We start from the raw sequence: 14,631 nt of genomic DNA on the forward strand, positions 1-14,631 counted from the left end.
TGCCCTTGTAAAGTTGAAACCATTATTTCGTCACCCACTTATTGCGTAGGCTGATCTTGTTCGTCTAGTTCTGGAACCCAAATACTGCAACCCAACGGTGGTACTGTGATAACAATACTGTGTGACATGCCCTGCCATGGAGTAACCTGAGCTTCACAGGGATTATCATTGACGACATCACCGCCACCATAGTGGCGATGGTCGCTGTTAAGCAATTCGCGATAGTTTTGCGCCGTGGGTACACCCACTCTGAAGTCGTAATAAACCTGTGGAGACATGTTGACCACAATCACGACATGTTGTTGCTTGTCCATTCCAAAACGGCAAAACACCAAAATGTTATTGTCAGCATTGTTGCAGTCGAGCCATTGGAAACCGTCGCTATGATGATCGCGTTGATATAATGCAGGATATTGTTGATAGCATTGATTGAGATCGCGCACCCAATCTTGCACACCTTGATGTGGTGCATAGGTTAATAAATGCCAGTCTAGGCTCTGGTTATGGTTCCATTCGTTGCGCTGGGCAAATTCGTTACCCATAAACAATAATTTTTTGCCAGGATGAGTCCACATAAAGCCATAATAAGCACGTAATGTGGCGAACTTCTGCCAGTCATCACCCGGAATTTTATGCAGTAACGACCCCTTGCCGTGAACTACTTCATCGTGACTGAGTGACAAAATAAATTGTTCCGTAAAGGCATACACCAAGCTAAAAGTAAGTTCACCATGGTGATAACGCCTAAAAAGGGGATCGCAACTGATATAACGCAGAGTGTCGTTCATCCAGCCCATATTCCACTTAAAACCGAATCCTAAGCCATTATTGCTGGTTGCTTGCGTCACACCTGGCCATGCGGTGGACTCTTCAGCAATCATGTTAATGCCTGGGAAGCATTGGTACATGCGCGCATTTAATTCTTGTAGAAAGCTGATAGCTTCAAGGTTTTCACGACCGCCAAATTTATTTGGGATCCATTGATCCGCTCTTCTGCTGTAATCGAGGTAGAGCATAGACGATACAGCATCAAGCCTTAAGCCATCAAAATGAAATTCATCTAACCAGTAATGGGCATTACTGTATAAAAAACTGCGTACTTCTGCGCGGCCATAATTATAAATTAGTGTGTCCCAATCCGGTTGTTCGCCTTTGCGGGGATCATCATGTTCATACAAGCAACTACCGTCAAATCGCACCAAGCCATGAGGATCGCGAGGAAAATGTGCTGGCACCCAATCGAGTAACACCGCAATGCCTTGCTGGTGGCATTCATCAATAAAAGCTCTAAGGCCATTGGCATCACCAAAGCGATACGTAGGGGCAAATAACCCTACGGGTTGATATCCCCAAGAGCCATCAAACGGATATTCACTGATTGGCATTAACTGTAAATGGGTAAAACCCATCTCTTTGATATAAGGCACCAACTCGGCAATTAACTGCGAGTAATCAGTATATTCCTGGCTGTCATCCCCCTTGCGTCGCCACGATGCTAATTGCACCTCATAGATAGACATAGGTTGTACGTGTGGCTGATGACTTGCCCGATCTGCTAACCATTGACTATCTTGCCAGTCGTAACGTTCGACATGAGGGATTTTCGAGGCATTATGAGGTGATGGTTGCATGGCGACCGCGTAAGGATCGGACTTAATAACTTGATTGCCATGCATATCGCTAATGGCGTATTTATAGTGTTGTTCGGGCTCAACCTCAGCAATAAAAATATCCCACAGCCCACTGGCTGGATGGTGACGCAATATATGGCGCTTATTGTCCCATAAATTAAAATCACCCATCACCGCAACTTGCTTAGCATTAGGCGCCCAAACACAAAAATGAACCCCTTTCACACCGTGATGCTCGCGCCAATTAGCCCCCTGAAAATGGTATGTTTGCAACTGGCTTCCTTCGCCAAATAAATACACGTCATCAGGGTTGAGTAAGCTGTCAAATTGATATGGATCGTTAATAAGTTGCTCACACAAGGGATATTGTACCCGTAATAAATAAGCGAAAGATTTCACTCTTCGGCCCATTTTACCGGCAAATAAACCGTGCTCGTTTACTTGCTCAAGTGTTGCCACTTTACGTCCATCCTTAGCGCTCAACACATCAACACTGATCGCACCAGGTATTAAGCAACGGACAACCAGCGCTTTACCATCATTAACACTGTGCATGCCAAGCAGTGAAAACACATCTGTGTACTCACCATTTAATAAGGCTATTTCACTACCTTGTTGAAAATACGGGGTCGCTACAGTCATATTCAATGATCCATTAATAGGTAAGTTTATCGGATGACGATGTGTTTTCTGTATTTGTGTTTACTGTTCTTGTATTTACTGCACTTGTGTTAACTGCACTTGTGTTAACTGCACTGGCTTGAGTTCGGGACTTTCGGGCTGATGCTATCGCTTCTAGACGTTGCTGCACTTTAGGGCTTTGGGACATTTGTTTGATTGAAAGGGGTAATCGACGCTGCCAATTAGGGAATGCTTTCCAGGTGCCGGGAATATTTACCCCGTGTTTATCGGCGACTAAATCACTTAATTGCACACTAAACAGTTGTGCATTGCCATTTGCGGCAACACGTATCCAGGCCAATAACACACTGTCAAAATCTAATTGTTCAACCGATGTAATGGAGGTTGGTAGTTCAAATTCCTGTTCGCGGATAAGCAAGTCAATCAATTGCAGTTTCTCTTGCTGACGCTGGTCTATGGCCTGTTGTAATTTGTCATCGGTTTCAATCAATTCGAGCTGACGTCGTAGACGTAAGTCAGCACCAAACCACCACGCAGAAAGCGTTGGTACATCATGATTAGCCAGCATCATCAGGCTTTGACGCTTATAGTTTTGTGGTGATTTGAAGCGATTGTGGTCTTTACAAAAATAAAATAATTCATTGGATAAAATGCCGGCTTCCTTCAAACACGCCACAATTTCCGGTGGTACTATGCCTAAATCTTCGCCAATCACGATACAACGAGCGCGCTGACTTTCTAAACAAACAATGGCTAACAAGGTTTCTAACGGATAATAGACATAACAACCATTACCGAGTTCTTCATGTAGTGGCCACCACCACAAACGCAATAATCCCATGACATGATCAATTCTCAATGCCCCGCAACTTTGCATATTACTGCGAACCAACTGGATAAAATGACTATAATCATGCTGTTTTAATTTAACCGGATCGAATGGGGTTAAACCCCAATTTTGGCCATGTTCAGCAAAAGGATCTGGCGGTGCACCAATACTGGCGTTGTCACAAAACAAATCGGCATTGGCACTAATTTCGGCGCCATGACTCACAGCCCCGACAGCCAAATCACGAATAAGCCCAATACTCATACCACATTGTTTTGCATTCAACTGGCAAGCTTGTAATTGCTCATTAGCGACAAATTGTAGATACAAATAAAAGCCAACATCTTGAGTGAAATATTTAGATGCCAATTCCACTTCAACGGTAACAAACTGCATCAGTGCAGCTTCATCATGTGCTAAAAACGCCTTATAGGCTTTGTACCGTGGCGTTTCGAGCTTGACGTGGTGAGAACAAAATATTTGATACATTTTCTCTAAGGCTGCGTATTTCAGGCTATGCACTTCATCGTAATTTATAAGATGTGCTTGATTCAGCACTAACCTTTTTTGTTGCCACTTCTGTGATAATAGTTCCCCATTGAGGGCCTTATATTCATCAACGGCTTCAATTTGTATATATAAAGGGTTTAATCGACGGCGGTCCGTTGGACTGTATGGACTAGGGTTATCTGGCTGGCTGATGTCTACAGCATGTAGTGGATTGAGAAGGATAAAATCCGCACCGGCATTGGCAGCATACTCTATAAGTTCAGCTAAATTGCCAAAATCACCAATGCCCCATTGCGCCTCATTACGTAAAGCATACAGTTGCGCATTAAGTCCCCATGATTCCTTATTGTTGTTAAATGGTTGCGCTGAACGACCTTGATAAGCCGAAGACGGTGCAACCATCAACTGTCCATGTAAGGTGTCTTTACGCTGAGGATCATGATTAAACGCTAAATCAACTTGGTGATAACCTAAATTCAATGTAGCGTTATCAAGCATTAAGCGATATTGGCAATAACGCTTATCATTAATATGATATTCGCCAGCAATAACACAATCACATACATTGGCACTCACCGAGATTGTGTCAATATTTTCACCGCTGATGGTCACCACAAACCCAGATACATAATTCTCTGGCAGATAGACATCAACATGAGGCTTATCAATAGTACACCATTGAAAAGTATGTAGCGGAAGCAACCAAGGCTGTACATCGAGTAGCTCTATTCGTGCGTCTATCCTTGGTTGTGATAATTGCTGCTGAGTAAAATCCTGTACATCAAATGATTGCGGGTCGGACTCATCATGAAGATGTTCATGTTGATGAAACGATGATTGCAATAACATCGTGGTTAAAATGCCCTGCCTGTCCCTAGCGGGTATGTGAACAAGATTACCGAAACAATCGATAAACTCTGCCCCAACGCCTTGCAAATATAGCAACTTCTCTAGTCCCATATTTGTCTCCCTCGCGATAATTAACTGCATTAATTCCAGCAGTTACCATGCCAGTTCATCATAACAAATTGAAGACAGATTAATGGCAATAAAATGACAACGATTACTAACTAAAAATCAGTGACTTACCAATCGATGTTGACATTCAAATGTTTACACACACAATCATTTTAGGACTATTAAATGCACGATAATCGGGCGCGCGTCACAAAATGGCGCAATTAAGCAATCAATGTCACTATTATTATTGTTACTCGGATTGTTGTGTAGACGGCTGATATCAAGTAGGAGCGGTTAATCGTGCAGCAAACAAATTACACAAACTATTGAGCATTCTGATAGGCTTATTAAATCGTTATGCTATGAGTTGCTGGGCGCTACCCATTGCAGGATATTTATACCAATTCGATTAACTATCAGGTCATTCAGTGGGAGTTCTGTGGCTTCTAGGTAAATAATAGGATTGTTAGGCATCGTTGTTCTGGGCAACTGCTGCTGCGTTGCTCTATCTCCTGCATCTGACCGCCATGGATGGTGGAAATGTCTTATTTTTTATGGCAAAAAATAGACCATGTAATCGTACGTCAAAAGCATATTAAGCAGCATAGAAGGTGCAGAACCCCGCCCTTGAGAGCCACAGAGGCTTTCCATTTCTTTGTTGCATTGTTTTACAAGGAAACAACCATTCTTTCAACAATGCGTTTCAAACTGAAAAACTGAGTGACTCTGATTGAGCACATAATTAATCGAATAGGTATGACACCGAATAGGCTATTAATTGGATTTAAAAACATCAATGAATAAACACGAATTTACCTTACGCTATAATTTACATCGTCTGGGTTCAATCATCCCTTCTGCGCCCCCATCATACCTTGGCCGCAAAGCTGCGGTGTTAATCCCTGTTATTGAAATAGAGCAACAATTACATCTAATTTTAACCCGACGCCCAATGCATTTACGTCACCATCCAGGGCAAATTAGTTTTCCTGGCGGCAAAGTTGAGCCTGATGATATTAATGCCATCCACACTGCGTTGCGCGAAGCTCACGAAGAAATTGGCTTATTGTCAGAAAATGTTGATGTTTTAGGCGTGTTTCCAGCCCATAAAACCTTTACCGGTTTTGAGATCACCCCTGTCGTGGCGATGGTAAAGCAGCCATTTGAGTTGGTGCTCGACCCCGGTGAAGTGGATGATTGTTTCTCAGTACCATTGAATTTTTTTATTGAGCGAAGTAACCGTCACAAAATATTTCATTATCGCCACGGCGAACATTATCAAGTTCACTTTATGCCATTTGAAGACAAATTTATTTGGGGAGTAACGGCAGCCATTATCGATTTGCTGTGTCATCACATAGAAGATAATTAATCACACCACACGCATGATGTAATACCCAATTGATGATTGAGATTGATAGTTGAAATAATCAACTTTTATCTATTCAGTTTAGTTCTATTGTTCCAAGCATCCACAGAGTGATGTTACACCACATAGCGAATATACAAACCTGCTGCGAGTGATACCAAAAACAACAACGGAATATTGACCCAAAAACCAATTCGAGTGGTGGCTTTTGCATAAAAGTTTACCAGCAGATTCAAAAAGCTAACCCCAGCACACCACCATATTAAATACTCTAATTTAATGGTTAACTCAGGATCCCAGTTTAATCGTACCGATGCACCTTTACTCAAAAAATAACCTACCGCGCGATCAGGTCTGGCTTCTCCAAAAATAATCAAAGCATAAATGGCTAAGCTCCAGCCTAATAACGACAAAACGGTCAATACAACCTGTATAATTCCTAAACGAGACATGGCCTTTCCTTGGTTTACGAGAGAATATAAAGGCTAATTAGCCATATATTTAACCGACTTACTCAAAAGTATCACATTAATCACCCTAGAATAGCGTTTTCAGCTTGAGAAAAGCCACCAGCAAGGTAAGATAAACCCCAATTTTATATTTATATTCGATACGTTGGAGAATAAAGCAACAATGAGCATTGCATCTGTCGCTTCTGTATTTAAAGGTGAACACGCCGTTGGTTCGCAAGTCACTGTCCGTGGCTGGGTAAGAACTCGTCGTGATTCAAAAGCGGGTATCTCTTTCTTGGCCGTGTATGACGGTTCATGTTTCGACCCTATTCAAGGTGTCTTGCCTAATAGCCTAGCCAATTACAATGACGATGTATTGAAATTGACTGCTGGCTGCTCTGTCGTAATGACGGGTGAAGTAGTTGCCTCTCCAGGCGCTGGTCAAGCATTTGAATTACAAGTCACTGAAATTGTGGTCACAGGTTTTGTTGACGATCCAGATACTTACCCAATGTCGGCCAAACGCCACTCTATTGAGCATTTACGTGAACTTGCCCATTTACGCCCACGTACCAACATTATTGGTGCCGTAGCTCGTGTTCGTAACTGTTTATCGCAAGCGATTCACCGCTTCTATCATCAAGAAGGTTTTATCTGGGTATCGACCCCGTTAATTACAGCTTCTGACTGTGAAGGTGCTGGCGAAATGTTCCGTGTGTCTACTTTAGACATGGAAAATCTACCTCGCACAGCTGAAGGTAAAGTCGATTACGATAAAGATTTCTTCGGTAAAGAATCATTCTTAACCGTGTCAGGTCAGTTAAACGCTGAAACGTATGCTTGTGCATTATCTAAAGTGTATACCTTTGGCCCAACGTTCCGTGCCGAAAACTCAAACACCACTCGCCACCTTGCAGAATTCTGGATGGTTGAGCCTGAAGTGGCATTTGCAACGTTAGATGATGCGGCTGAGTTAGCGGAAAAAATGTTGAAATTCGCGTTTAGCGCAGTGCTTGAAGAACGCATGGATGATTTAAACTTCTTTAACGAACGTGTTGATAAAACCGTTATCGAACGTTTACAAGCATTCGTAAGCAGTGATTTTGCTCAAGTGGATTACACAGATGCAGTTGAAATCCTTAAAAACTGTGGTAAGAAGTTTGAATTCGCAGTTGAATGGGGTATTGATTTACAATCTGAGCACGAACGCTACTTAGCTGAAGAGCATTTTAAAGCGCCTGTTGTTGTTAAGAACTACCCGAAAGACATTAAAGCTTTCTATATGCGCTTAAACGATGATGGCAAGACTGTTGCCGCAATGGACGTGTTAGCACCAGGTATTGGTGAAATTATCGGTGGCGCACAGCGTGAAGAGCGTTTAGACGTGTTAGATGCACGTTTAGCTGAAATGGATTTAAGCCAAGAAGATTACTGGTGGTATCGTGACCTACGTCGTTATGGCACCGTACCTCATTCAGGTTTTGGTTTAGGTTTTGAGCGTTTAGTGTCGTATGTGACTGGCGTTAACAACATTCGTGATGTTATCCCATTCCCACGCGCCCCACGCTCAGCCAGTTTCTAATTATCTCCATAAAATAGAACCATATCAACGCGCCAATTGGCGCGTTTTTTTATGAACAAAATTTATCTTGTTTGTTCAAAATGTATTATCTAATTCACAGTTTCCATAATACATTCTGCCTAGAATTTCCAGCAATCAAATACTGCCAGTATCCAAGTCGGTCTGTTATCGCAACAGTAACGAGCTCAAATTGGTCAATTCAAGATAAATTAGCTGATATTGTATTGTCATTATAAATAACATTTTCGGCCAGTTTTTCATATTTTAATTGATAAACTGGCCATCTTTTTACCTTAAACTACACTTTTTCAGTCGGTTAACTATTTACAATAATCAGGTCACGTAAATGTTTGACGTCATCACGCACTGCGGCAGCTTGCTCAAACTCTAGGTTTTTAGCATGTTCATGCATTTGTTTTTCCAGTTTATCAATTTGATGACTCAAGTCGGCAATACTGGTGTATTTCGCGCGTTCTTCTGCCACTTCAGCAAATTTAGAGTGATTTTTACGGGTACCTTTACTGAAGTTAGTATCACCCACATCCATTACATCGGTAATACTTTTCACTACTCCACGAGGCACAATACCCAGCTTAAGGTTGTGTTGATGCTGTTTTTCACGGCGACGCTCAGTTTCTCCCATGGCTTTAGCCATTGAGTTTGTTATTCGGTCCGCATACAGAATGACTTTACCGTTAACGTTACGAGCAGCGCGGCCGATGGTCTGAATAAGTGAGCGCTCTGAACGTAAAAAGCCTTCTTTGTCGGCATCTAAAATACACACTAATGACACTTCAGGTAGATCTAAACCTTCACGTAATAAGTTAATGCCAATCAGTACGTCAAAACGCCCCAAGCGTAAATCACGAATAATTTCTACGCGCTCAACAGTATCAATATCCGAATGTAAATAACGAACTTTAACCCCATGTTCATCAAGGTATTCACTCAGATCTTCAGACATCCGTTTGGTTAATGTGGTTACCAGCACACGTTCATTAACCGCCACGCGTTTGTGGATCTCAGACAACAAATCGTCAACTTGAATGCCCACGGGCCGAACTTCCAGCACAGGATCGAGTAACCCAGTTGGCCTTACCACCTGCTCTGCTATCTCGCCGGTACTTTTTTCAAGCTCATATAAGCTGGGTGTTGCTGAAACAAAAATAGTTTGCGGCATCAACCGTTCAAACTCCTCAAACATTAACGGCCGGTTATCCAATGCTGATGGTAATCGAAACCCATACTCCACTAAGTTCATTTTCCGGCTTCTATCGCCTTTGTACATCGCCCCTATTTGCGGCACTGTCACATGTGACTCATCAATAATCAGCAAACCATCGGCAGGTAAGTAATCTAATAATGTTGGTGGCCCATCTCCAGAGGATCTGCCTGATAAATATCGAGAGTAGTTTTCAATCCCTGAGCAATATCCTAGCTCGACCATCATTTCAATGTCGTATTGAACGCGCTCGGTGATCCGTTGAGCTTCAATTAATTTGTTGTTATCGAGTAAATATTGACGACGTTCTCTGAGTTCTTCTTTGATCTCTTCAGTTGCCGCTAATATTTTCTCTCTTGGCGTTACATAATGCGTTTTGGGATAAATGGTGGCGCGTGCTATTCGTTTGTTAATCTGCCCGGTCAAAGGATCAAATTCACTTAAGCGTTCTATTTCGTCGTCAAATAATTCTATTCGAATAGCTTCGCGTTCAGATTCTGCCGGAAAAATGTCTATCACTTCACCGCGAACACGATATGTTCCGCGTTGTAACTCAATATCATTACGTTTGTATTGTAATTCACTAAGCCGAATGAGGATGTCACGTTGGCCCATAAAATCACCTTGGCGCAAATGCAATAACATCTTCATATAAGAATCTGGATCGCCCAAACCATATATGGCTGACACTGAGGCAATAAGCACCACATCTTTACGCTCTAATAGCGCTTTAGTGGCCGATAAACGCATTTGTTCGATATGGGCATTCACCGATGCATCTTTTTCTATAAAGGTATTAGAAGCGGGTACATAAGCTTCTGGTTGATAGTAATCATAATAAGAAACAAAGTATTCAACCGCGTTATGCGGAAAAAATTCTTTCATCTCACCATAAAGTTGCGCAGCAAGTGTTTTGTTGGGCGCCATAATGATAGTTGGCCTGCCCATTTGCTTAATCACATTCGCGATAGTGTAAGTTTTACCTGACCCTGTTACGCCTAATAACGTTTGGCTAGCAACGCCAGATTCTAAGCCATCTACTAATTTTTTTATCGCTGTAGGTTGATCGCCGGCGGGTTCGAATTTGGACTCAAGGGAAAATACTGACTCTGACACAACATGGTTTCCTATTCTATTGAACCATTTATCATATACCTAAATACAGGTTAATGGCGATACATAATAGCACTGAACATCTTCTGACCTAGCTTAAAATAATGACTCTATCGGTGAAAAAAACACATCACATTTTTTAATTTCGACCGGCTTTATTCAGATCAATATCCGTCACTTAGTTCATCAATATGACAACAAAATGATCGTAATATGAAAGTTATCAACAAATCGATTAGATCAGTATAAAAGGCCATGAATGCGCTAAAAACCGAGCTTAAACCACAATTTAATACACAATCGGCTATCCAAAGAGATTACAATTTTGCATTTGAGAGAACAGTGAATAAATAAAGTAGTTGATTTTAGTATCTAACTGATAATAAACAACTTAACTTATCGCTAAATAATTGTACCAATTTAAGTCTAACTCAAGCACTACAAGGGTTAGCAGCTCATTTACAGTAGAAGTCCACAAGTTTATCCACAGATTTAGTGGATAAGTCACTAAAGCCCAATACTACTGCGGGGTAGCGCCCGAGTGAGTTTCATAAAAACGTAAGAAAGTCGTGATGAAATTAAATTACATTTGCGCATTAATACGAAAGATAGCGACAATAGTTCAGCTATTATTTTAAAATTGTTGTCAGCTCATATTTTAGCAACGCATTGAAGACCGATCAACTTGGCGATCTTTGACCAATTACCCTACACATTCAACTCCCCCGTATCGCTAAACATCATTGACTAAGTACACACTCCGTCTCATCGATAATATCCATACTCAAACCGTTATCTTTCAATCACAACTTCGTATGTAGTCGTAGCAGTACAATAGTATTCATCCAGTATGTGACGATAGATGAATAATATCACCAGTAATAGCCGTGTAATCTCATCAACACAAACAATGTAATACTCGGTGACGAAGCTTACTAGCTAAATGTATCCATTCCTTCACTGATTAAAATATCATTAACGTACCTTTCCTCAAGAAACTGTAGATAACAACATCTATCAAGCTTCATCAAATCAATCCCTCTTCAGGAAAATAAACAATTATCAAATATCAAATATCAAGGTATGCGGCTATCAGTTTGCTTAAAATGACATTGTGTTGCAATAAGGCCCTTGCTCGCATTTAAATTCGGCTTAATAAGTACCAACAATTGGTAAGTTGATATTACTGACTAGTCATCAAACCGATTTACTCTATCTCCCTAGACCAAGTTGTACTGATAAAGTGTTAAGTTACAAAATAAAATCACATCGAGCTACAGCGGATGAACCTACAAACGCAAAAATTGACACCAAAAACATGATATGCGCAAAATATTGCCGTTAAAATCATGAAAACGAATGTTTAGAGTAAGTGATTCATTTTGTTTTCATTGTTTAAAAATCGACACAAATGCCCAAAAGTCGTTCACGATGTGTGTTTGGTAACCAATTAGTCACATAAATGCGTTTTTTTTTATAACTCGAGTTGACTCAGTTACCAGAGCGTTTTACTATGCGCTCCGTTCTCAGCAATACATTGCTAAAAACGTTTCCCCAGTAGTTCAGTTGGTAGAACGGCGGACTGTTAATCCGTATGTCACTGGTTCGAGTCCAGTCTGGGGAGCCAATTTAGTGTTAAGAGTTGAGAAGTAAGCGTAATTCCCCAATAGTTCAGTTGGTAGAACGGCGGACTGTTAATCCGTATGTCACTGGTTCGAGTCCAGTTTGGGGAGCCAACGTTTACCGTTATCGAAATAATTCCCCAATAGTTCAGTTGGTAGAACGGCGGACTGTTAATCCGTATGTCACTGGTTCAAGTCCAGTTTGGGGAGCCATCGAGATAACACATTTGAAATATTACGCTTCCCCAATAGTTCAGTTGGTAGAACGGCGGACTGTTAATCCGTATGTCACTGGTTCGAGTCCAGTTTGGGGAGCCATTTCAACATAAGTGTCAATAGTAATAATACGTTTCCCCAGTAGTTCAGTTGGTAGAACGGCGGACTGTTAATCCGTATGTCACTGGTTCGAGTCCAGTCTGGGGAGCCATTATTAAACGCAACATTATCCACAATAATCCCGCAACATTCCCTACTAAAGCACAAAACAGCCTAACCTACCCTATAATTTCAATATCTTAATCAATAGTTTAATTTACCGTCTCTGTAACCGTTAATTTAACGGTATTGATTAGTACTATATTGCTAGTTTTTCTATTATTAATAATACCTTAGATTAGTAATTATTTATTCTCATTTCTGCTATGATGATATTGGTTATTATATAAACTATTTAAAGCATTATTATTTAAAGCATTATATTATTGGCTAGACAACACGGTCGAACATCTATTGCACAATATTTGTGCAAGGCCGAGAAAGTTTAGCCACACACTCATGGGAATGGTTGTTTTATGGGCTTATCGAAATCCTTTCAGCTTGTCCTTTTTATCGTTTTCGGTTTATTAATTTACCGAATTTACACGGTGGAAAACAACGAAGTACAAGAACAAGGTGAAATAGCACGTGCTAATTACCAGCAATATGTGCAAACCATAGATCAATGGCATGGTAGTGGAGAAGCGCTATACCAACGTATGTCTAAAGTGTTTTCTTTTCAATTTTTCCAATATATCCATAATACTGACAGCAATGAAAATTTTACTCATGGCAGCTTACTTCGTCCTGCTGACGATTTTGCCAGCGAGATTTTTAATGTTGAATTAGGTCATGTGCAAGATTTTCCTGACGGGCGCTTACAAGTTAGATTAGACACTGCGAGTGTGTTGTCACCTAGTTTTAATGACTTAGAACAAACGGCAACATTATTGATTACCGCTTATATCGCTTTGATGTTGTTATTTGCAGTGTTAATGCAATTACATCGTAAAAGAATTAACTATGCCGCCGAATACATTACTCATATTCCAGACTTATCATTCCTAGCCATTGAAAAATCTCGCTTCCCAGGGGTGCTACACCCCATCGGCAAAGCATTAGAAATATGTCGTAGTCAATTAAAACTCAGTCTAGATCGCGTACGCAAAGAAAATGAACAATTAACTAAAGCGGCTTATCAAGATCCCGTGAGTGGCTTTTCTACTCGACAACGCTTTACACAACATATTGAAGCCATTAGCAAAAAAGATAAGCAACAGTATGGTGTTCTGGTTGTTATTAAGGCCGCAGAACTGGCAACGATTAACGAACTTCATGGCCGTGCTGCTGGTGATGATTATTTAGCTAAACTGGCTACTTGTATTCGAAAATCAGTTACAAACCTCGGATTGAGTGAATGTTTTCGGGTATCTAGCGGTGATTTTGCTGTTTTCATTGAAAGTATTACTCTTAAAGAGGGTGAACGATTTTTAGAGCAACTTAAGCGCCATCTTGATGAATATGCTCAAAGCACAAAAAGTGACTCTGTTGCACATGCCGGTATGGTTCCGTACGAACAAGGAATTGAACCAGTAGCATTGATGACTTTAGCTGATACAGCCGTCAGCGTGGCACAAACACTAGGACCCAATCGCTACTATCAATTGGAAAAATTATCCGCTAATGAGCAATTCGGTAATGACCATTGGAAAGTCACCATTGACGACTTGATTAACCGTCGAAGTATCAAATTCTATCAACAACCTATTCAGCCCTGTAATAATGACACCGAAGTTTACCGTGAGCTTTTGGCTCGGTTTTATAACTCCGAAGGTGAACATTTACCCACAACCACAGTGATTGCAATGGCTGAGCGTTATGGAATGAGTGTAGAACTCGATAAAATGATAGTCACTCAAACCATTAAAGTGTTAAGTGAAAATCCGAGTATTTCAGGAAAAATGGGGGTGAATATTAGTGCATCCTCAGCACTACAAGACAGTTTTACCGTGTGGTTGAAAGATATATTATCTAAACACCGTGGTACTGCTGCCCGCTTAGTGTTTGAACTCAATGAGTCTGGAATGCAGGCTAACTTAGAGTCTAGCCATAAATTTGTTACTGAGATCCATAAAGTTGGCGCTAAAGTCGCTGTCGAACGCTTTGGTTTAGGTTTTACCTCATTTAAATTTTTCCGCGAGGTCCGTCCTGACTTTATCAAATTGGACAGCAGTTATAGTGATAATATTGAACAGGATAACAACAATAAATTCTTTATACGGATGATTGTTGATATCGCTAAACGCATCAGTATTCGTGTCATTGCCACCGGAGTTGAAAAACAAGATGAAAAGCTTGTCCTAGAAAAACTCTTAGTGGATGGTCTACAAGGATATTATATTGCTAAACCTGAAGCATTGTTAATTAAACAGTAAAAAAGTCGT

7 protein-coding genes and 5 tRNA genes are annotated in these 14,631 nt (G+C 40.8%); 8 read left to right on the plus strand and 4 right to left on the minus strand.

What is annotated here, in order from left to right; all coding sequences use genetic code 11:
• Positions 1-38: 38 nt before the first annotated feature.
• Both glgB and malQ read right to left on the minus strand, forming a co-directional pair.
• Positions 39-2,273, minus strand: coding sequence for a 1,4-alpha-glucan branching protein GlgB (gene glgB, locus SFRI_RS11140; protein WP_011637621.1), 2,235 nt, complete (start codon positions 2,271-2,273; stop codon positions 39-41).
• Between the two features lie 13 nt (positions 2,274-2,286).
• Positions 2,287-4,572: a 4-alpha-glucanotransferase gene (gene malQ, locus SFRI_RS11145; RefSeq protein ID WP_011637622.1), complete on the minus strand. Its 2,286-nt coding sequence runs from the start codon at positions 4,570-4,572 to the stop codon at positions 2,287-2,289.
• 796 nt (positions 4,573-5,368) lie between these two features.
• Here malQ and SFRI_RS11150 point away from each other — a divergent pair.
• On the plus strand, positions 5,369-5,944 hold the full coding sequence (locus SFRI_RS11150; protein ID WP_011637623.1) for a CoA pyrophosphatase: 576 nt from the start codon (positions 5,369-5,371) through the stop codon (positions 5,942-5,944).
• Between the two features lie 113 nt (positions 5,945-6,057).
• Here SFRI_RS11150 and SFRI_RS11155 read toward each other — a convergent pair whose 3' ends face one another.
• Complete coding sequence (locus tag SFRI_RS11155; protein ID WP_011637624.1) at positions 6,058-6,393, minus strand: hypothetical protein; 336 nt, start codon at positions 6,391-6,393, stop codon at positions 6,058-6,060.
• A gap of 181 nt (positions 6,394-6,574) precedes the next feature.
• On the opposite strand from SFRI_RS11155, the gene asnS reads away from it, so the two are divergent.
• On the plus strand, positions 6,575-7,975 hold the full coding sequence (asnS, locus tag SFRI_RS11160; protein WP_011637625.1) for an asparagine--tRNA ligase: 1,401 nt from the start codon (positions 6,575-6,577) through the stop codon (positions 7,973-7,975).
• A gap of 316 nt (positions 7,976-8,291) precedes the next feature.
• Here asnS and uvrB read toward each other — a convergent pair whose 3' ends face one another.
• A complete protein-coding gene (uvrB, locus tag SFRI_RS11165; RefSeq protein ID WP_011637626.1) occupies positions 8,292-10,313 on the minus strand; it encodes an excinuclease ABC subunit UvrB in 2,022 nt (673 codons plus the stop codon).
• 1,548 nt (positions 10,314-11,861) lie between these two features.
• On the opposite strand from uvrB, the gene SFRI_RS11170 reads away from it, so the two are divergent.
• From SFRI_RS11170 to SFRI_RS11195, 6 genes are all read left to right on the plus strand, one after another.
• Positions 11,862-11,937, plus strand: a tRNA-Asn gene (locus SFRI_RS11170).
• Positions 11,938-11,970: 33 nt separating this feature from the next.
• Positions 11,971-12,046, plus strand: a tRNA-Asn gene (locus tag SFRI_RS11175).
• A gap of 23 nt (positions 12,047-12,069) precedes the next feature.
• A tRNA-Asn gene (locus SFRI_RS11180) sits at positions 12,070-12,145 on the plus strand.
• A gap of 29 nt (positions 12,146-12,174) precedes the next feature.
• Positions 12,175-12,250: transfer RNA gene (locus tag SFRI_RS11185), tRNA-Asn, on the plus strand.
• 33 nt (positions 12,251-12,283) lie between these two features.
• Positions 12,284-12,359: transfer RNA gene (locus tag SFRI_RS11190), tRNA-Asn, on the plus strand.
• A 364-nt stretch (positions 12,360-12,723) separates the two neighbouring features.
• Positions 12,724-14,622, plus strand: a complete 1,899-nt coding sequence (locus SFRI_RS11195; RefSeq protein WP_011637627.1) for an EAL domain-containing protein — start codon at positions 12,724-12,726, stop codon at positions 14,620-14,622.
• Positions 14,623-14,631 lie beyond the last annotated feature (9 nt).

Source organism: Shewanella frigidimarina NCIMB 400, from assembly GCF_000014705.1.
GTDB lineage: Bacteria > Pseudomonadota > Gammaproteobacteria > Enterobacterales > Shewanellaceae > Shewanella > Shewanella frigidimarina.

Coding starts and splice junctions, on each gene's coding strand:
- glgB (WP_011637621.1), bottom strand. CDS start 2,273: ATGACTGTAGCGACCCCGTATTTTCAACAAGGTAGTGAAATAGCCTTA.
- malQ (WP_011637622.1), bottom strand. CDS start 4,572: ATGGGACTAGAGAAGTTGCTATATTTGCAAGGCGTTGGGGCAGAGTTT.
- SFRI_RS11150 (WP_011637623.1), top strand. CDS start 5,369: ATGAATAAACACGAATTTACCTTACGCTATAATTTACATCGTCTGGGT.
- SFRI_RS11155 (WP_011637624.1), bottom strand. CDS start 6,393: ATGTCTCGTTTAGGAATTATACAGGTTGTATTGACCGTTTTGTCGTTA.
- asnS (WP_011637625.1), top strand. CDS start 6,575: ATGAGCATTGCATCTGTCGCTTCTGTATTTAAAGGTGAACACGCCGTT.
- SFRI_RS11195 (WP_011637627.1), top strand. CDS start 12,724: ATGGGCTTATCGAAATCCTTTCAGCTTGTCCTTTTTATCGTTTTCGGT.